The organism is Pseudomonas sp. 31-12, assembly GCF_003151075.1.
GTDB lineage: Bacteria > Pseudomonadota > Gammaproteobacteria > Pseudomonadales > Pseudomonadaceae > Aquipseudomonas.
Genome location: NZ_CP029482.1, coordinates 2,393,669 through 2,413,221 on the forward strand (window position 1 = coordinate 2,393,669; position 19,553 = coordinate 2,413,221).

The 19,553-nt window shown below is 54.1% G+C and carries 17 protein-coding genes; 9 read left to right on the forward strand and 8 right to left on the reverse strand.

All coding sequences use genetic code 11. The annotated features are described in order from the left end of the window. From copC to DJ564_RS11145, 4 genes are all read right to left on the reverse strand, one after another. Positions 1-372 (reverse strand): copper homeostasis periplasmic binding protein CopC, encoded by a 372-nt coding sequence (copC, locus tag DJ564_RS11130; protein WP_109629082.1) that lies wholly within the window; start codon positions 370-372, stop codon positions 1-3. A gap of 52 nt (positions 373-424) precedes the next feature. Further along, complete coding sequence (locus DJ564_RS11135; protein ID WP_109629084.1) at positions 425-1,336, reverse strand: copper resistance protein B; 912 nt, start codon at positions 1,334-1,336, stop codon at positions 425-427. A gap of 10 nt (positions 1,337-1,346) precedes the next feature. After that, on the reverse strand, positions 1,347-3,047 hold the full coding sequence (locus DJ564_RS11140; RefSeq protein WP_109629086.1) for a copper resistance system multicopper oxidase: 1,701 nt from the start codon (positions 3,045-3,047) through the stop codon (positions 1,347-1,349). Positions 3,048-3,206: 159 nt separating this feature from the next. Beyond that, positions 3,207-3,911 carry a murein L,D-transpeptidase catalytic domain family protein gene (locus tag DJ564_RS11145; RefSeq protein WP_109629087.1) on the reverse strand — a complete coding sequence of 235 codons (705 nt, stop codon included), beginning with the start codon at positions 3,909-3,911 and terminating at the stop codon, positions 3,207-3,209. An 81-nt stretch (positions 3,912-3,992) separates the two neighbouring features. Here DJ564_RS11145 and DJ564_RS11150 point away from each other — a divergent pair, with 81 nt between their 5' ends. After that, entirely contained in the window at positions 3,993-5,744 is a 1,752-nt protein-coding gene (locus DJ564_RS11150) for a murein L,D-transpeptidase (protein WP_109629089.1), read from the forward strand. Between the two features lie 56 nt (positions 5,745-5,800). Here DJ564_RS11150 and DJ564_RS11155 read toward each other — a convergent pair whose 3' ends face one another. Together DJ564_RS11155 and DJ564_RS11160 are read right to left on the reverse strand one after the other, a co-directional pair. Continuing rightward, positions 5,801-6,262 (reverse strand): hypothetical protein, encoded by a 462-nt coding sequence (locus tag DJ564_RS11155; RefSeq protein ID WP_109629090.1) that lies wholly within the window; start codon positions 6,260-6,262, stop codon positions 5,801-5,803. A 111-nt stretch (positions 6,263-6,373) separates the two neighbouring features. Then, positions 6,374-7,222 (reverse strand): LysR substrate-binding domain-containing protein, encoded by an 849-nt coding sequence (locus DJ564_RS11160; RefSeq protein ID WP_109629092.1) that lies wholly within the window; start codon positions 7,220-7,222, stop codon positions 6,374-6,376. A gap of 108 nt (positions 7,223-7,330) precedes the next feature. On the opposite strand from DJ564_RS11160, the gene DJ564_RS11165 reads away from it, so the two are divergent. From DJ564_RS11165 to DJ564_RS11180, 4 genes are all read left to right on the forward strand, one after another. Beyond that, positions 7,331-8,035: a haloacid dehalogenase type II gene (locus DJ564_RS11165; RefSeq protein WP_109629094.1), complete on the forward strand. Its 705-nt coding sequence runs from the start codon at positions 7,331-7,333 to the stop codon at positions 8,033-8,035. 18 nt (positions 8,036-8,053) lie between these two features. Beyond that, positions 8,054-8,845 (forward strand): aldolase, encoded by a 792-nt coding sequence (locus tag DJ564_RS11170; protein ID WP_109629096.1) that lies wholly within the window; start codon positions 8,054-8,056, stop codon positions 8,843-8,845. A 64-nt stretch (positions 8,846-8,909) separates the two neighbouring features. Further along, entirely contained in the window at positions 8,910-10,481 is a 1,572-nt protein-coding gene (locus tag DJ564_RS11175) for a GGDEF domain-containing protein (RefSeq protein WP_109629097.1), read from the forward strand. Between the two features lie 141 nt (positions 10,482-10,622). Next, positions 10,623-11,186, forward strand: a complete 564-nt coding sequence (locus DJ564_RS11180; RefSeq protein ID WP_109629099.1) for a DUF1254 domain-containing protein — start codon at positions 10,623-10,625, stop codon at positions 11,184-11,186. A 586-nt stretch (positions 11,187-11,772) separates the two neighbouring features. Here DJ564_RS11180 and DJ564_RS11190 read toward each other — a convergent pair. Continuing rightward, positions 11,773-12,795, reverse strand: a complete 1,023-nt coding sequence (locus tag DJ564_RS11190) for a purine nucleoside permease (protein WP_109629103.1) — start codon at positions 12,793-12,795, stop codon at positions 11,773-11,775. Positions 12,796-12,819: 24 nt separating this feature from the next. Further along, complete coding sequence (locus tag DJ564_RS11195) at positions 12,820-13,365, reverse strand: outer membrane protein OmpK (protein ID WP_256597494.1); 546 nt, start codon at positions 13,363-13,365, stop codon at positions 12,820-12,822. Between the two features lie 520 nt (positions 13,366-13,885). On the opposite strand from DJ564_RS11195, the gene DJ564_RS11200 reads away from it, so the two are divergent. Genes DJ564_RS11200 through DJ564_RS11210 form a run of 4 tightly spaced genes read left to right on the forward strand, consistent with a single transcriptional unit; the run spans position 13,886 to position 19,386 of the window. Further along, complete coding sequence (locus DJ564_RS11200; protein ID WP_109629105.1) at positions 13,886-15,244, forward strand: site-specific integrase; 1,359 nt, start codon at positions 13,886-13,888, stop codon at positions 15,242-15,244. Further along, on the forward strand, positions 15,241-16,911 hold the full coding sequence (locus DJ564_RS31965; RefSeq protein ID WP_162556192.1) for a hypothetical protein: 1,671 nt from the start codon (positions 15,241-15,243) through the stop codon (positions 16,909-16,911). The genes DJ564_RS11200 and DJ564_RS31965 overlap by 4 nt, the downstream gene beginning before the upstream one ends. Beyond that, entirely contained in the window at positions 16,911-18,926 is a 2,016-nt protein-coding gene (locus DJ564_RS11205) for a hypothetical protein (protein ID WP_109629107.1), read from the forward strand. The genes DJ564_RS31965 and DJ564_RS11205 overlap by 1 nt, the downstream gene beginning before the upstream one ends. Continuing rightward, on the forward strand, positions 18,907-19,386 hold the full coding sequence (locus DJ564_RS11210) for a hypothetical protein (RefSeq protein ID WP_178082291.1): 480 nt from the start codon (positions 18,907-18,909) through the stop codon (positions 19,384-19,386). Before DJ564_RS11205 ends, DJ564_RS11210 begins: the two co-directional genes overlap by 20 nt. Positions 19,387-19,553 lie beyond the last annotated feature (167 nt).

Below are 19,553 nucleotides of genomic sequence, written 5' to 3' on the forward strand. Positions count from 1 at the left end.
TCACTTCACTTTGAACGTAACGTTGCCGGTGATCGGGTGTGTGTCCGAAGAGACCGCGCGCCATTCGACTTTGTAGGTGCCGATGGGCAGTGGCGAAAGCGGGGTGATGACCATGGTTTTCGGGTCGCTGCCGCCGGAGACTTTGGCCTTCATCGGCATGGGGGCGTGGGCCATGCCGGGCATTTCGGTCATGACCAGTTTCGCGCCAGAAAACTGGGTCATGAGATTTTCGGAAAAGCGCAGTTCGATTTTGGCGGGTGCTGCGCCGTCTGCACCTTCAGCGGGGGAGGAGGACAGTAGTTTCGGATGGGCTTGAGCGAGTGCGCTCATCAGCAGCCCCAGGGCAACAAGGGTGGTTTTGATCATGCGCATGCGAGGCCTCTTACCGTTTTAAACGGTTGGTTTTTGGTTTTTGTTGAAGCGTTCAGAACCACAGCCGAACGCCGAGGACCAGGCGCGCTTCGCTGCGATCCTCGCCTTCATCGTTGGCGTAGTCGGCGGTTTTGCCGTAAGTGCGGTTCCAGGTTACGCCGATGTAGGGCGCGAATTCCCGGCGGATTTCGTAGCGCAGCCGCAGGCCAGCCTCGGTGTTGGATAACCCGGAACCGATACCCCGTTGCGGGTCGTTTTTGCCGTAGAAGTTGAGTTCGGCTGTCGGCTGCAAAATCAGCCGATTGGTCAGCAGGATGTCGTAGTCGCCTTCCAGTCGTGCGGCGGTTTGGCCACCTTCGCCGATGAAGGCTGTGGCTTCGGTCTCAAGGTTGTACAGCGCCATGCCTTGCACACCGAAGGCGGCCCAGGTTTGTGGTGCGCCGGGTTTGAAATCCTGGCGCACGCCGCTCACCACGTCCCACCACGGGGAGATCGCGTGGCCCCACAGTGCCTGGATTTCGGCGTCTTCGGTCTTGCCGTTGATGCGTTCGCCCTCGGAGCGCAGCCACAGACGGTCGATGTCGCCGCCGACCCAGCCTGATAAATCCCAGGCCAGGGCGCTGCCGTTGTCCGCGTCCTGCCATTCGAGTTTGTCGGCGAGGAAGTAATAGTTGAGTGCGGTGTCATGCACGCCGTGCCCGGTCGGGCTGGCGTACACGGCGGCGCGGTCGGCATCGGTCAGCGTCGGGATCGGCGTGCGGCTTTCGGTCGGCGCGGCGGGCTGCATCTGGCCGTCATCCATGCTTTGCATCTGGCCGTCATCCATGCTTTGCATTTGGCTGTGGTCCATGCCAGTCATCTGGCTATGGTCCATGCCCTGCATGTCGTCGGTGGCGGCCATTGCCGAAGAAAGTGTCAGGCCCGCGGTCACGAGTGCTAAAGAGAGGGGAGTCAATCTGGTCATGGGATGCGCCTCATTCTTCCACGCGAACTTCACGGAACATGCCCATTTCCATGTGGTACAGGAGATGGCAGTGATAGGCCCAGCGGCCCAGCGCATCGGCGGTGACCCGATAGCTGCGCCGGGAGCCGGGCGGCATGTCGATGGTGTGTTTGCGCACCATGAACTCGCCGTTCTCGTCTTCGAGGTCGCTCCACATGCCGTGCAGGTGAATGGGGTGGGTCATCATCGTGTCGTTGACCAACACCACGCGGACCCGCTCGCCGTACTTGAGGCGCAGCGGCTCGGCGTCGGAGAATTTCACGCCGTTGAACGACCAGGCGAATTTCTCCATGTGGCCGGTGAGATGCAGCTCAATGGTGCGGCCGGGTTCGCGGCCGTCCGGGTCTTCGAAGGTGCTGCGCAGGTCGGAGTAGGTCAGGACTCGGCGCCCGTTGTTACGCAGGCCCAGTCCGGGATCGTCGAGCTTGGGCGAGGTGGTCATGGCTTGCATGTCCACCAACGGGTTGTCTTTTTCGGTGTCCGGGTGAGATTGCATACCGGCCATACTGCTGTGATCCATGCCTGCCATATCGCCCATGCTGCCGTGGTCCATCCCGCCCATGCCCATGTCATCCATGGTCACCAACGGACGAGGGTCCAGCGCGGGGATCGGTGCCGACAAACCAGGCTTCGTTGCCAGCGTGCCCCGTGCAAACCCCGTGCGATCCATCGATTGCGCGAACAGGGTGTAAGCCGCTTCGGTCGGCTCGACAATCACGTCAAACGTCTCTGCAACCGCGATGCGAAACTCGTCGACGCTCACCGGTTTGATGTGCAGGCCGTCGGCTGCGACCACCGTCATTTTCAGCCCGGGAATGCGCACGTCGAAGTAGCTCATGGCGGAGCCATTGATAAACCGCAGCCGCAACTTCTCGCCGGGGCGGAATACACCGGTCCAGTTCATGTCGGGTGCCTGGCCGTTCATCAAGTAGGTGTAAGTGGCGCCGCTGACGTCGGCGATGTCCGTGGGGTTCATCTTCATCTCGGCCCACATCGTTCGGTCCGCGACCGTGGCCCCCCAACCTTTTTCGCTGACGTCGTGGATGAAATCACCCACGGTGCGCTTGTTGTAGTTGTAGTAATCCGCCTGCTTTTTCAGCGTCTTCATCAGGCCGACGGCGTCTTCGTCGGTCCAGTCGGTCAACATCACCACGTAATCGCGGTCGTACTGGAACGGCTCTGGCTCCTTGGCATCGATGACCAACGGGCCGTAAACGCCGGACTGTTCCTGAAAGCCCGAATGGCTGTGATACCAGTAAGTGCCGTTCTGACGGACTGTGAATTGGTAGACGTACAGGCCGCCCGGTTCGATGCCGTGAAAACTCAGGCCTGGTACGCCGTCCATGTTGGCCGGCAGCAAGATGCCGTGCCAGTGAATGGACGTGTCGACCTTGAGCTTGTTCCGCACCCGCAACGTCACAGTGTCGCCTTCGCGCCAGCGCAGCAGCGGGCCGGGAATGCCGCCGTTGATGACCATGGCGCTGCGCGGGGTGCCGGTGATGTTGACTGGGGTTTCGCCAATCGACAGATCGAAGTCGGTGCCCGTCAACACCTGGGGTTCGCCAGGGCTGGTAATTGCCCAGACCGGCGTGCGCCATAAGCCGAGACCGCCAAGCAGCCCCCCCGCAGCGAGCCCTTTCACGAAGGTGCGTCTTGTAGTGTTGGAATGCATGCCGTTGTGTTCCCCGTCCGTCAGCCTGGAGCTAGCTTGACGTCGAGGCTAACGAGCGGCACCTTTCAGAAGGCTGAGGCCAAGATTACAATTTTGACAGTTTCGCCGGTGTAGGCGCGTTGAAGCAGGAGGGAGGCGCCACTGAACGGGCGCCTTTTCTTAAAGGTGTTTTTTGGGCCCGGATGTATCAGCCACGGTGCCGCTGCCACAATTGATATACGAAGATGACTTCAACCAACGCTGATCCGGATAGTAAGAAAACAACAGCTGCCCACCCTTCATCGAATCAATCAGGCGGCGAGCAACCGCCGGTCTGACCGCCGGGCAACCGAGGCTCCTGCCAATCCGCCCATTTGCACGGGCCAGGACCGGACTCACATAAGGCGCGCCATGAATCACGATGGCGCGGTCAAACGCGTTGTCATTGAAACCCGGCTCCAGGCCTTCCATGCGCAGCGAGTAGCCATTCTGCCCGACATAACTTGACTGCGTACGGTACAAGCCGAGACTGGTAGCGAAGCTTTCGTTTTGATTGGAAAAGTTGACTGCCATGTTCTCGCCGCTGTTTCGTCCATGGGCGACCAGTTCATGAAACAGCAACTTGCGCTTCTTTAAATCGAACACCCAGAGCCGCTGTTCGGTTGAAGGCAGGGAATAGTCGATGACCGCAAGCCTTTGGGCAGGCGCTTTGCCTTGAGCGATGCTGCATTGAGAGGCGCGAACGGCGAGGTTGATGACGTTGGCGTTAGCTTTCGGCGCCGCTTTGATGAGGGCGGCCGCGAGAGAATCGGCGTAGGCTGACGGTACGGACATTGCAGTCAGTAGCAGGGCCGATAGTAGATAGCCAATACGTAGTGGCGCCATATAGATGTCTCATCATGTTAAGTTCGAGTCTAGCAGTGCGTTGGCAGCCAGGCGTTGAATGCGGGAGATTAAGGATTATTCATGGTGCTTTTAACAAGGTTATTCGTCATAAGCCGCGTATTTTTTATGGGCTTTCTGATCAGCGGCACGGCGCTCGCGGAAACTTCGTCGATTGAGCCTGTAAATGCGCCTAGCTCCATGATCGAGGCTGCAGCGGACGATAACGTCGGTCAAGCGATCCAGGCCTCGCTTGAGCCGTTGAAAACCGCATTTCCGCCGTTGCTCACCGCACCACGCAATCGGCGGGTAGACGTGAGCCATCTGGTCATGGATTTTTATACCCATCGTGCCTATCGCGCGGCGTGGACGAATGACAGCGATGTCGCGCAATTGATCGCCAGCCTGAACGCGACCGAGGCTGACGGCTTGACCCCGGCGGACTTTCATATCGATGAATTGATCCGGTCCCAGACCACGATGCAGACCACGCCGGTAACGCCCGAGCAGCGGGCGGCTTTCGATTTGGCGACAACTCATACTTTCATCACCGCGCTGCTGCAGTTGCGTCGCGGCAAGGTTGACCCTTCGCGGCTCGATATTCACTGGAATTTTGATTCGAATGGCGTCGATCCACGTGACGACGTCAATGCTTTCTTTGCCGCGCTCGACAGTCACGACGTGGCCAAGGCGTTTGCCCAGGCACCGCCGCAAGAGGCGGTGTACGTCGGTTTGCGTCAGGCCCTGGCGCAATTGCGCGGTATCCGCGATCGGGGCGGCTGGCCGAAAGTGGTGGTCGACCATTCGCTCAAACCGGGCATGGACGAACCCGCTATCGCGCATTTGCGCGCGAGGCTGGTCGCGGCCGGTTTCCTCGATCCGCGACTGATCCACGGCACCCAGTACGACGGTGCCGTCACCGCAGCGGTGAAAAAGTATCAAAACGAGCAATACCTGGGCGCGGACGGCATGGCGGGGGCGACGACACTGGCGGCGCTGAACGTGCCGGTTGAGGCGCGCATCGACCAGGTCCGGGTGAACATGGAGCGGGCGCGCTGGCTGCTCTACAAACTCCAGGGCACGTTCGTCATCGTCGATATCGCCGGCTACAAGGTGGCGATGTACCGCGATGGCCTGCCGATCTGGCGATCCCGGGTGCAGGTCGGTAAAGCGGCGCGCAATACCCCAATCTTCCAGGCGCAGATTACCTACATCACGTTTAACCCGACCTGGACCGTACCGCCAACGATCCTCAAGGAAGATATGCTGCCGAAGGTTCAGAGCAATCCCGGCTACCTCGCGGCCAACCGGATTCGAGTGCTGGATCGCGAAGGCAATGTGCTTGATCCGTCGACCGTCGACTGGACTAATCCTCGCGGCCTCACGTTACGTCAGGACGCTGGGCCCGACAGCTCGCTCGGCCAAGTGGTGATCCGGTTCCCCAACGACTATGCGATTTACCTCCACGACACGCCGCATCGCGAGTTGTTTGCCAAAACCGTCCGCGCGACCAGCTCGGGCTGCATTCGGGTAGAGAATCCGCTGCAACTGGTGGAGTTGTTGTTCAACGACCCGGTCCGATGGAACAGCGAAGGCATTCAAAAGCAGTTGGCCAGTGGCAAGACCGAGAACATTCGGCTGCCAGTGAAAGTGCCGGTGTTGCTGGCGTACTGGACCGTGGATTTGGGCAGCGACGGGCGAGTGGCGTTCAAGCCTGATGTGTATGGCTACGATGCGCCGGTGTTGCGGGCGTTGAATCGGCCTTCGCCCGCGCCTGTGATGGAGTTGCACACGGCGGTGGGGTCGGTGGTAGCGGCAGGGCCGGCGCGGCAGTAGGGGCGTGGGCTTGTTTTAATAAGTCCGCCCCCTTTCCGGTTTTTGGTGCAGGCTCTCTAAAGCCCTAGTCCTTCTTGCACCACCGCCAGCAAGTTGTGCTCAGTCAGTGCAACCGCATCCAGTTGCTGTCCGGCCTGCTCTATCGCCTGCAGCCACCAATGCGTCTCGCCATGCTCGTCCACCGTGCGCAGCAATGCGAGTTCTTTGCCTTTGGAGTGAATCTCGACACGCCCGGCGCCATCTTCAGTGAAGCGCGCAACAGGGTCGAAGGTGATGTCATTGCCTTCGATCAGCAATTGATCGATCGCGTAATCGAAAGTCGTACCGTTCGAATCGCTTTCGCACACGTGAGTGGAATTACGCCGCAGTATCAGACCCACCTCGATCAGCGGCAGCAGCCACGCCTCGATCTGCTCATACAGCTCGTAGACTTGGCCGGGCCAGCTGTCGATCATCTGATCCGCGCTGGTAGGCCGGGTATGTTTCAGCTTTGCCGCGAGTTCGTCTGCCTTACTCATTTCGATTCCCTGTCGTGATGTAAGAGTAATCGTAGCTCCTTCAATGCCATCCGGGCTTTGCCCTGCGTCATGTCAGTGACACAAGCGTGACAAATCATTTCTGCTCAACAGTCAGTTGCCCGAGACCGCCAGTTCTCCCCGCAAAAACTCCACCAGATCCCGCTGCAACCCCGTCAACGCTCCCTCGCGGCTGATCAACGCCAACTCCGTCGGCGGCAACTCCGGCAGGTCAGTACACACGCTGTGCTCCGGCAACACTGCCGAAGCCGGCAGCACGGAAATCCCCAACCCCGAAGCCACCGCCGCCTGGATCCCGGTCAAACTGTGGCTGCCAAACGCCACCCGCCAGGGGCGCTGCGCCACGTCCAGCAAACGAATCGCCCGCTGCCGATAAATGCACCCTTGCGGAAACAACGCCAATGGCAACACGCCGTTGGCCGAGTCCACGCCCGCGCCTTTGACCCACACCAGCACTTCCGGCCACGCCGCCCAGCACGGCCCGCTGTCCGGTTCGCGTTTGACCAGGGCGATGTCGATCTCACCCGATGCGAGTTTCTGTTTCAGATCCGTGCTCATGCCGCTGACCGTTTCCAGCCGGGCTTGCGGCCGCGCGCGATTGAAGCCGGCCAGGATCAGCGCCATGCGCCGCGCATCGAAGTCTTCCGGTACGCCGATGCGCAGGATCTCCAGATCCAGGTCGCTGGCCAGCGCTTCAACGGCTTCAGATGACAGGGCCAACAAGCGCCGGGCGTAGTGAATCAGCAGTTCGCCATGCTCGGTGACGTTGACGTTCTGCCCGGTGCGGTCACGCAACAGCAGCGGATGACCGACCAATTCTTCCAGTTTGCGAACCTGCTGGCTCACGGTGGATTGGGTTCGATGCACGCGTTCGGCAGCACGGGTGAAGCTGCCTTCATCGACCACGCAGACGAAAGTCTTGAGCAGTTCAAGGTCAAGCATGGTGGTCTCCTTGATATTTGATTTGCCACTGACGGATCAGTATTAATTTAATTTCACACTATCATCAACGGCTCGTAATCTGAAGATCACCCTTCAGAGGATGCCAACATGACACTCAACAACACCCCGCGCCCCGAATGGCTGACCTTCGATTGCTACGGCACGTTGATCCAGTGGGATGAAGGTCTCAAGGCCGTGGTCGCCGAAATCCTGCACGACAAAGGTGACCACAGCGTTGAAGTCGCTCGTCTGATCGAGGTCTACGACTGCCATGAACATCGGCTGGAGCAGATGCCGCCGCATCGCTCGTTTCGCCAACTGAGCACGCTCGGGTTGCAGCTCGCCCTGGAGGAGTTGGGGTTGGCGAGCCTGCCCGAAGACAGTCAACGTTTGGCCGGCGCGATTCCGCGGATGCCGCCGTTCCCGGAAGTGATCGAGACCCTCGCGAAACTCAAGGCAATGGGTTTCAAACTATGCATCGTTTCCAACACTGACGACGACATCATCGCCGGCAACGTTGCGCAACTGGGCGGGCATATTGATCGTGTGATCACCGCGCAACAGGCGGGGGCCTACAAGCCGAATCCGCGGTTGTTTGACTACGCTCATGAACAGCTCGGTGTCAGCCGTGATCAAGTGGTGCACATCTGCGCCAGCCCGACGCTGGATCACACCGCCGCCCGGGACATGCACTTTCGCTGCGTGTGGATCGACCGTGGCACCGGTCGGCAATTGCTGCCGGACTACCGACCCGATGCGATATTGAGCACGCTGGATCAAGTCGTGCCTCTGTTCACATCCCGGGGCTGGTAAAAACACGGAGACTTCGCCATGGCACACACCCTTGCAGGCCGTTCGCGTGCCGCGCGTTATGCCGACCTCAACCTGGATTCGCAAGCCGTCATCACGGCCCGCACGGAGCTGGCCGCGTGTTTTCAACTGGCCGCGCTGCATGGCCTGGAGGAGGGCATCTGCAACCATTTTTCGGCGATGGTGCCGGGGCGCGATGATTTGTTTTTTGTGAATCCCTACGGGTACGCGTTCGCCGAGGTGACGGCGCAGAATCTGCTGGTGTGTGACTTCCACGGCAACGTCGTCGATGGTGAGGGGCAGCCCGAGGCGACTGCGTTTTACATCCATGCCCGCCTGCATAAACAGCTGCCGAGGGTGAAAGTGGCGTTCCATACCCACATGCCTCACGCCACGGCGTTGTGCTTGCTGCAAGGGCCGCCGCTGTTGTGGTTGGGCCAGACGGCGCTGAAGTTTTACGGTCGCACGGCGGTGGACGAGAACTACAATGGCCTGGCCCTCGATGAATCCGAAGGTGACCGGATTGCCAGTGTCATGGGCGACGCCGACGTCCTGTTCCTCAAGAACCACGGGGTGATCGTCGCCGGGCCGACCATCGCCGAAGCCTGGGATGATTTGTATTACCTGGAACGTGCCGCGCAAGTGCAGCTGATGGCGATGGCAACCCAACGTGACCTCAAGCCGGTGCCCCATGACATTGCCCTGCGGGCCTACGAGCAAATGCGCCGGGGCGATGCCGAAAGCGCACGGGCGCATTTGCACAGTGCGATGCGGCAGCTATCCAAAGGACAATTGCCCCCCATTACTGCGTAGACTAAGCTCACAAAATATAAGGGCTTTGGGCCTTCGCCCATGCCTTGCCCTTACAGGACGAGCTTTGCCAATCCTCACTCAAGACCCACAGCAAACCCCAGGCGGCGCTTTGAAACGGTTATCCCTGCTCAAGGCAGCGGTGCTGTTTATCGCCACGGTGTGCCTGTGTCTCTTTGCTCTGCTTTACCTGCAGCTGGAGCAATCGCGTCGCCACGCGCTGGCAGTGGCGCAAGTCTCGTCGTCGAACCTGGCGCGCGCGATGGCGCAGCAGGCTGAAGACACGTTCATGAAAGCCGACCTGGTGTTGACCAGCCTGGTGGACTGGATTCAGGCCGATGGCTACGGCGCGGCACAAAAACCACGCTTGCAGAAAACCTTCGCCCGGCGGGTGCAGGCACTGGGTCAATTGCACGGGATCTTTCTGTTCGACAAACAAGGGCAGTGGGTCGTGACCTCGTTTGAGGATTTGAATCGTGGTCCGGGCGTGGCGGATCGGGAGTACTTCAAGTTCCACCAGCAGAACGTGTCCACCCTCGCGCACATCGGGCCGGCACTTCGCAGTCGGGAGAATGGCGACTGGATCATTCCGGTCTCCAAACGGTTGAACGACAAGAAAGGCAACTTCCAGGGCGTGGTGTTGGCCGGGATCAAAATGGCCTACTTCGATCAGTTCTTCAAAAGCTTCAGCATCGATGACAACGGCTCGATGTTTTTGGCGTTGACTGACGGCACGTTACTGGCGCGAAGGCCGTTTGTGGAATCACAGATCGGCACGTCCCTGGCCAAGGGCGAAATCTTCCAGAAGCACTTGCCCACTGCGCCTGCCGGCAACGCGATGATCAGCTCGGTGGTCGATGGCGTCGTACGTTTGTATGGCTACCGTCAGCTCGATGCCTATCCGCTGGTGGTCTCGGCGGCATCGTCCAGGGATTCGATACTCAAGGAATGGTACGGCACCGCCTTTCAATCCAGCATTATCGTTGCCCTGGTGGTATTGGGTATCGGTCTGTTTGGATGGGTATTCGTTCGCCAAGTGCGCGTCGGTGTGCGGGTCGAAGCTGATTTGCGCAAGGCCAAGGACGCCCTGAAGCTGATCGCCACTCACGATAGCCTGACCGGCCTGGCCAATCGCCGGCTGTTCGAGCAGGCGCTGGACATCGAGTTTGGCCGAGGCGCCCGGCAGTCGAGTTCGCTGAGCCTGGTCATGCTCGATATTGATTACTTCAAGCGCTACAACGATGCATATGGCCATGTAGCGGGGGATCATTGCCTGGCAGAAGTGGCGCGGGCGGTGAAGGGGTGCTGCCATCGCAAAGCCGATCTGGCGGTGCGTTATGGCGGCGAGGAGTTTGCGGTGTTGCTGCCCGACACCGACCTTCATGGCGCGCTGGTGATTGCCGAACAGATCCGTCGTAGCGTCATGGACAAGAACATCACCCACAGCGGTTCGCCCACGGGTTACGTGACGGTCAGTCTTGGCTGTTACGCGTTTGTACCGACCGGGCACGACAGCATCGAAGTGTTCATAGAGCGCGCGGATGCAGCGCTTTATCAGGCCAAGCATTCGGGTCGAAACCGTTCGGCGGTGCTGTCGATGGAGGGTGGCGTGGAGGCGTTGATGCGCTCTGATCGTTGAAACATTTGTGCCGTTGTTTCAGTGCTGCAACAGTTCATCGTCCGTTTGTCTACCTGTCAGGTCCATCTGCTTTGATCGTCTAGAGTTCCGGTAGCTCTGCTGAACCCGTCAGGTCTCCCCACAGCACGGACGATCGCCAAAATGTTGATACCTCAAGCATTGACAGCCGTTGCTCTAACCCTTGCAGCCTGCGCTGTCTTTCCGCTGGCCAGCCAGGCTCAATCGAATATCTCGCCGCAGGAAGCCAACGCCTTTGTGACGGTGCCTCAGTACCCGTCCGAAGATTTCAAAGCCGTGGTGCAGTCGAATGTCGACACGTTGTATTCGATTGCCTGGCTCGATTTGACCAAAGAGCCGCTGGTGATCACCGCGCCGGACACCACCGGGCATTTTTACGTGTTGCCCATGCTCGACATGTGGAGCGATGTGTTCGCCGCGCCGGGTGGATATGCGACGGACACACAGGCCAGTGAGTTTCTGCTGACGCCACCGGGATGGACCGGAACGGTGCCGGCAGGACTGAATCATTTACCGGCGCCCACGCCCTTCGTCTGGGTCGTCGGTCGCACCGACGTCAGCGGAGCGGTGGACTATGCGACGGTAAACAGGATTCAGGCGGGCTACACCGTGACGCCGTTGTCGCAGGCCGGCAAAAAAACGGAGCCGGTCGCAATCCATGCTCGAGTGGTCACGGCGGGTCGATGAGTGCCGACACTCTCGGCGGGTATGGCAACTACGTTAAGCACACTGAGTAGAGAGCAGCCGAAGATTTCCCGTCATTGGCCGCTTCTACGCGTCCAGCTGCCGGTCCCGCCTCCTGCACCGCCGGTCCCACCGCCGGCAGCGCCCGTGCCGCCGCCCGCACCCGAGCCACTGTTCCCGGCATTTCCACCATTGCCTTCTCTCGATGAGCCGTATCCGCCTTTTTCCCCGTCAGAGGTATATCGCCCTGAGGGTTGATCCGGAGAGTGATTGGGCGACAGGATCGAGCGGCCGCCAGACCAGGGCCGTGTCTCGCTCGCCTCATTGTCGTTGCCGGAGGCTGCGTAAGTGACCCCTGTTGCTGCGGCCAGCAACCCCGTCAACAACAGCGTGGTGATTTTGATATTCATCTGCGCACGTCTCCCAGGATCAGTCGTTACCTGCTGATGGTGTAACGGGGACGGCGGAGGGTGTTGGCGGGATGACGAATGGTGATGACGCCTTCGCGAGCCGGCTCGCTTGTCTCCCGCAGGGATTGCGCTGAACCTGTGGGCGCGAACCTGCTCGCGATGGCGCTATCAAGCGTGACTCAAGCCTCGGGAACACCGTTCTCCCACGCCGACCAATTGTTCAAGATGTCCTGCACCAACGGATTCCCCGTCCGATACAGGTTCTCCAGCGCCGGCACAAACCCGCCCTGATCCGCATACTTGAGCAGGTTATCCACCTCACTCTGACCCGGTGCCGGTCGATCAAAATCGGAACCGGCACGCACCACTGCCAGGCGTTGCACATCCACCAACCCCTCGCGACTGGCGCGCAGCAGCGCTTCATAGGTGGAGTTGTCTTCCTGTTGCGTCGTGCAGTATTCGCCTTTGTTGTCGGTCAGGAGTTTGGTCCAGACCTCGGCACGCTCACTCAAGCGCGTCCCGGAAAACCAGGTGTTGCCCGCCAGCGTGTCGCACCGGGTGACTACCGGCGGCTGATTGGCCGGGGCCGACGGGTACTTCAGACGCCACGCCGCCGATTCCTTGCTCTCGCTCAGTTCAACGTTGTGAGTCAGCGCGAACGCCTTGGCCTGCAACTTCGGATTGAGCTCGAACACTTCGGTCTTGTAATCCAGCGGCGGTTTTTCGTTCGGGCCTTTGGTGTTGATGCCGATGTACCCGGTCGGCCAGTCCTTCGGCGCGTCGCGCGAATCCAGTTCCCACTGGGTGCCGAACTCCACCAGATAATGCGCCCACGCGGCCGTGCCGATGGTCCCGTGTTTCGGGCTGATGCCGGCAATCCCGGCGATCAGGAAATAGCTTTTACGCAGATCGAATTTTGGCGACAGCGCCAGGGCCAGTGTCGAAGCCGCAGCGTTGGTCTGGCCCATGCCGGTGACCATCAGGCACACCTGTTGCGTGTTGCAGCGAATAGTCGGGTACTCGGCGGACAGGCCCGGCACCCGGACTTCCTGCTTGAGTTCCAGGCGATCAATCCAGTTTTGCGCCTCAGGGGCGAACATGGTGATCAGCATCACTTTCGGCTGGATCGGCGCTTCGCTCGCCCAGGCAGTGGAAGAGAGCAGGGCGGCACAGGCCAGGGAAACACGCGTCATTGCATTCATAAAACCTCCAGGTTCAATCAAGCCTCAAAACTGATAACCGATGCCGGCGTAGTAACCCCAGCCATTGGAGCGAGCGCGGAAGTCGCCGTCGCCGAAATTCAACTCGCTGCCATCGTCCCAGTTGCCGCCGTTGTGGAAATAACGGCCGACCAGGGTGAAGCGCAAATGGGTGAACGAGTACAGCAACACGTTGGTGGCGACGGTGGCGTTGGCGGTGCGGGCCGGGTTGTCCTTGTGCAGGTCCGAGCCGAAATCGAAGTTGGTAAAGCCGATGTACGTCAGCGACGCCCCGTTGCTGAAACTGCTGATCGGCACGATGTATTTGAGTTGGGCGCGGTAGCCGTCCCACGAATACTCGTTGCTGGCGCCGTAGTTTTCCCACTGATAACGCCCGTAGAAATTCGCCGACAGATTGACTCGCGAGTGGGTGTCGATGTCGGTGCCCAGGCCGCTGTACAGCGTATTGGCGCGGTTGGCGCTGTTGCTGCCGTGGTCGTAGATCCAGTCGAACGCCACGTAAAGGTTTCTTACCACCCATGGGCACACATAGTGCGCCGTTGTCATGGACATTGAGTTTCTGAGCTTAGGAGCACTCAATGATCCATCGGCGACTTCTCAACTGTCCTAATTCGCACTCCTCTATCCTCAGTAATGAATGGGCTCTTGGTCACTCCATGGGGGCAGCCGTCTCCGATATTCACTTGCCTTGTGCATTTCCACAGGAATCTTATTCATATGATTTTCCCGATGGGAAAGGCTTGCTTTCCTACGTAAGTGCGGTTCGCCCCCAAGCAACGTATATATCCCCTAGCAGGATCTATTCATAAGAAATTGATGCCAATCGAAGTCCTAATTTATGAGCGGTGGTGAGAATCTTGGGGCTTTTTAGGCGGGAGGGGAGAGAAAACCGACTTGAATTCATTGTTTTTTACACTGACAAATTGTAATTGTGTTTTTAACTTATTGATTTATAACGACATTTATTGTCATAGTGTTTTATATAATATTGTATTAACTAAGTTTTTAAAAAGTTGCTTGAAAAAAGAAATAAGTATCTTTAGGGTATGTTGCGTGGAGCTGTTTATCGAGTTTGCAAGAGACTAAAAAATTTCTTGAAGTTGGTTGGCTTTTTTGGTTGGTTGAGATGGCAAGAATTGAGTTCATTAAGTTTGTAGATAAAGAGTTGAATGTTGAGGCGGGGGGTGTTGTTGAGCGGTCAGTGTATGTAAAGACGACTTCTGGGTTCAAAGAAAGAATTGTAGAAAACCTTCCGCAGCTTTATTGGAAAGACGGCACGCCTTGGCGTGAGGCAAATTTGTGGGCAGTAGAGCGCGCTCGGAAAATACTCAGCCGAAATATAAAAATATTTACCATTCAAAATGATTTTTACTCACTGCTTCACTATATGAATTTTTTAGAAGAGAGTGAGATTAGATGGTGGTTTTTTCCCGAACGAAAATCAGAGCGTTGCCTATATCTCTATCGGGGTTATCTAATTGCTTGTCGTGATGAGTATCGAATTCTAGCGCCGTCCACTGCTACAGCTCGAATGAATGACGTATGTAAATTCTACTGCTGGGTTATGAAGAAGCAATTAATTAATTCTGATGCAGTTCCCTATGAGGAAATTCCTGCATCACTGAAGATTATAAATACATACGGCCTATTGCGAACGGTCGATGTAATGAGCAGTGACCTTAGAATTCCAAACGTATCGCGAGAGCGAGATAAACTTGAAGATGGAGCGGTTCCAGTAAGTGAAGGTATGCGAGATCGGATCTTAGATCTAGCGCATCGTTTCAGCTCTGTAGAAATTTACCTGATGTTATTGCTTGGGTTTACAACGGGAATGAGAATTGGGTCAATATGCGATCTGAAAAGATTGACTTTGATTAACGCAGTTAGGGATGTAAAGCAAGGCTCTTATCATTACCTTAAGGTTGGGCCTTCTATTGCGAATGCGCCCGTTGCTACTAAAGGCAATGTAGATGGAGAGGTTATTATTCCATCGGATATTCTTGAGGTTCTAAAGCAATACTTGAGCAGTCCTCGCAGATTAAAGCGAGTTGCCAAAGCTGATCCAGCAGACAAGGATCTTCTTTTCTTGAATTACAATGGAAAACCTTACACTAGGTTGGGTGGAAACAGGAGTAGCGTTGTTAATTTGGAAATTTTTAAGCTTCGAAAAATGTCAAAACTTTGTGGAGAAGATGTGGGGGATTTTAATTTTCACCAAACGCGAGCGACATTTGGGACGCTATTTGTTTTTGGTGCAATGAAGGATGGGGCTAATCTTAATTTCATCCTAAGTACGTTGAAGGGGCTGCTCTTGCATAAGCATGAACGTACCACGATGCTATATATTAAGTTTGTCCAGTCTCATAGTGTAAAGGAAAAATGGGCTAATCGATACACGGAATGCACACTGAGGGATGTTGACTTTAAATGAGTGCCTATCTAAGTATGGATTTCTCCGAGGTGTACGATTACGAAAATAGAACGCCATTAGATCTGAACGTATTTCTCTTTATTGGGGGCGCCTCTAGCAAAGCTAAATCAGTGCAAAAAGCTATTACTTCTGATGGGTTGGGTGAAGTCAGAAAAACAAGATTGCATTTGGTCAGGAAAATTTATGAGTGTTTGAAAGCCAGGCTTGTAAGCGGGTATAAGTTCGTATCTGTTGAATCAGCATTTATTGATCTTCGTTGGTTTTATCGATATGTTGATTCGCTAGAACTCGATCCTACGGTCGAAAATATAATGACCTGTTATATGGGTTGGTCGGTCTCTATTTATAAAAGACAGTTAGAGCATAAAATTTCTGAATCTGTGGGCTTCAAGCAAGTTCGCAGCGTAGGGAAGCTTTTGGAGGACGCCTTAGGGATTTCCCCAGGCAGCCTTACAAAAAAAATCGTTGTGTTAGCCGGGTCTACAAAAAAAAATACCCTTTCAATTGCTGATGATAAGAAGGTCTTGTCCGATTCGATTGTTTTCGGAAGAAATATGGCTGATATAGCTCGATGTCTCACGATGGAGGTTTTCAATGGAAGCCCTCCATTTGAAATTAAATTCGCTGATGGCGCTAGGTTTCAGTACTTTAATAGAAATTCGAAAGCGATTATTTTTAATGGAGATAGCTCACCAGTTATCAATTGTCGAGAGGGCTTTGAATGCTCTTGGTCAGTTGGTCAGTGGAATTCATTTATCAATCTTCGTGTAGAAGCAGAGCTAGAGATTTTCATTTCTCAAACGGGCGCGAATAGTGGTCAGGTTGTCGGGCTTTCCAGAGAAGGAATTCAGATTGGTAGATTTCTGAATGTTTGGAACTTGAAAGCATATAAGCCTCGGCGAGGGGGGGAGGTGATTTACGAGGTTTTTTCTGAGTATCAAAAGCATTTTAAGAAGTATTTAGATTTTTATGATCAGTGCTTTCCCGATGTAAAAGATGGCCCTCTTTTTCCATTGGTTGGCCACAGCGGGTTATCGTTTCGTAAAAAATACACAGGTAATAAAATTCGAAATTTCCTTACGAAATTAGGAAAAAAATATATTGCTTCGAGCTTTAGGCGAAATACACGGGAAAATTGGATAGCACGAAGTAGCGAAGACCCATTTCTCGCTGCAAATATGGCGAATCACTCTTTAGAAACACACGTAAAATCGTACTCTCGCCCGAATCTGATAGTGGCTAGCAAAGAATTTACTGAGTTCTTTTCAATCCAGCACGAATTGCTAATTTCAGTAGATTCAGGTGGATGTGAGGGCTCGTCGCAGCGAGCGAGTTTTGCCAGTGAATTTGCTCCCGCTCCTGATTGTCGTAACGCAGCAGGATGTCTTTTTTGTACCTCTTACAAAGGTATTAACTCATTTGATTATGTTTGGTCCTTGGTGAGTTATCGTAAAATGAAAAATCTAGAGTTGGCAGGAAGCTTCTCTATTAATGCCTCAGACAGTAGCGCTACAGCGGTGTTAGCTAGGATTAAAGAGTTGTTGCAGCAGTTTGTTAGTTTGGGTGATGAGAACAGAGGTTGGTATAGGGATGCAGTAATGCGTGTTGAAGAAGGGAGTTACCATCAGCGTTGGTCTATAGTAATTCAAATTATGGAAAATCTGTAATGGCAGAATATTTTCTTAAAGTTATTGATTGTATCCGATCTGCGGATGCACCAAACTTTGTGTTGCCTTCTTTTCCACCAGCATTAGATTTTCCGGTATCTGTTAACTTTGAGGGCGATGTGGTGTCAAGGTTTGGTTTTGATGTGTGGGATGTAACACAGATGTCAGGACAAGCGAACTCGTTTCATTTTGGAGAATTCGATACACACAGGTCAAAAGCTTGGCAAGACGGAGAGAGTGCTCTTTGTTTTAGGTTGATCATTGCTTACCTTAAGTGGGGTGATAGGCATAGAGTAAAGATGTCTACCATTATTTACTATTACACAAGTCTTAAATCGTTGTTCAAGTATTGTGCGTCAGTTGGGGTTTGTGTTTTAGATCTTCACAAGCGAAACGACTTGGTAAAAGCTATGCCAAGCTTTATTAAAGGGGATTTTCGTAAAACGTTGCATTTGCTTACTGAGTTATATTCGGTGAGAGAGCTTCTTGGTTTTTTTATACTTACGCCATGGCAAATCAGCTCGTTGCTTGAAGTCACCCAAGCTAAGGATTGCAACCAAACTGCTTTCATTCCAGAACGAATTTGGTGTTATCAAGCCAATCGCTGTCTGGAAATGCTTAGAGAGGTCTCAGAAAATAAAGACCGGATTGGTGAGATGTTCAGGTTTTGCGTTGAGGCTTGTATAAAAAATAACGGCGAAATGTCGCGTTGGGAAGGGAAGAAAAAATGGATATCACCATTTGGAGTTATGTCTAAAAGATTTACTAAGGCCACTTATGTTGGAGCTTTCGTAGAAGTTGCTCAATCCTTTGGGCTTAAGGATCTAATGGAAAAATGGATATGCAGGCCAGGAAGAAAACTGGAAGATCTTGCATCCATGGGGGCAGTTCCCTTCTCTACATTTCTTTCTGCTGTGGGGAAGGTAGGTGCGATAACTTTAGTTAATTTTAGCGGTATGCGAGAGGGTGAGGTTATTAAGCTGCGTGCGAATTGTTTTGTCGAGGATGAAGATGAAGATTTTGGTAAGTTTTGTTATTTGCAAGGAGAAACTACCAAGACGATAGAAGAATTCGATGCTCGTTGGGTTACGTCGCCTGCGATGAAAGAAGTTGTTGAGACGATGGCATACATTTCGAAATTAAGAATGGAATGTCTTGAGGCTTTTCCAAATGTAAGTTTTGAAGAGGATGAATTTGAAAATCCTTATCTTCTTCTCCGTAGTTACGAACCCTGGGGGTTGGTTCGGGGAAAAGAAAGAGATACGCCCACCAGCATTCGTACGCATTTGCACTATCGTGAATGGGTTGATTTTTGTCCTGGATTATTTGATCCCTTAAATTTGGTAATTACCGAGGGTGATCTCGCAGTCGCGCAGGCAATTACTCCTACATTGGATTCTTCGCTGTTTGAAGTCGGGAAAATCTGGCCGCTGAGGATGCACCAACTCAGACGAACACTCGTTGTAAACGCAGCTCGGTCAGGAAAAGTGAGTGATAAATCGCTACAGTTTCAGCTTAAACATCTCTATTTAGAAATGAGTCTTTACTATGCGAGGAACTCATCCTTGCTAGGATTCAATTCTGCTATCCGAAAGGAATATGTAGATGCGAGTTTTGAAGCAATTGCAGTTAAGGCTAAACAAGTGTTATCAGACGGGTTTGTATCTTTGCTAAGTGATAAGCACAAGGAAAAACTAGTCGAGTTCATGAATCAATTGGATTTTAATCAATTGATCAGTTTGGCGAGGGAAAGCAAAATTCACATAAGGGAGACGATTTTGGGCGTCTGCATGAACCCTCAGCCTTGTCCTTATGGTGGCTTCGATAACGTAGCGCCATGCGCAGACTGTCTACATGGGTTGGTTAATAGAGAACACCGGCCGATGATTGAAAAGCTGGATAGCTTTTTAGAGAGTCAACTGGCAGGCGAATTGAAGGCTGGGCCGCAGAGAGAAAGTTTTGAGGCGCAGTATAAAGTGACTCAGAGGGTCTTAGATGTTATTGCAATCAGTTAATTTGGTATTTGATACAGCCGAAGCAGCCTTCAGAGCAGCTTTTATAAGACTTAAAATTGATGAGCCGTTAATCCTACCGAAAGGTAGTAAAGTGAGTCAGGCTAATATCGCGAGAGAGGCTGGTTGTGACCCTTCCGCTTTGAAAAAGGATCGATATCCTTTACTCATTCAAGAAATTCAAGATTGGATCAAAGGTAACAACTCTGCCTCTCCAGTTGCAAAGCTAACACTTTCCGCACAACTTAAGGCTAGCAGGGCGCGAAATAGTGAGCTAACAGCCAGGATCATAACTCTTGAAGCGGATCGCGATCATGCGCAAAGTGAAGTGCTTCGTGCGCACGCTCTCATTTTGGAACTGAGCAGTGAGTTGATTAAGTTGCGACCTGAATCGAACGTAAAGGATTTCGAAGCCTTCGCTCGTCAAAGGGCAATGTCGGCGTTTGATGACTTGCTCGATTGATTTGCTTAGTAGGCACGTTCCTAACATTTCTGCGAGTTTCTTCAACGATGCCAGTATGAATTGACCAACCCACTTCAGTCATCATGGAAAGTTTTCACACCATCATTTTCCTCGGCAATGGGCAGCATGCCGGGGATCCAATCTGGGGGCTAAGCATACGTGGTTGC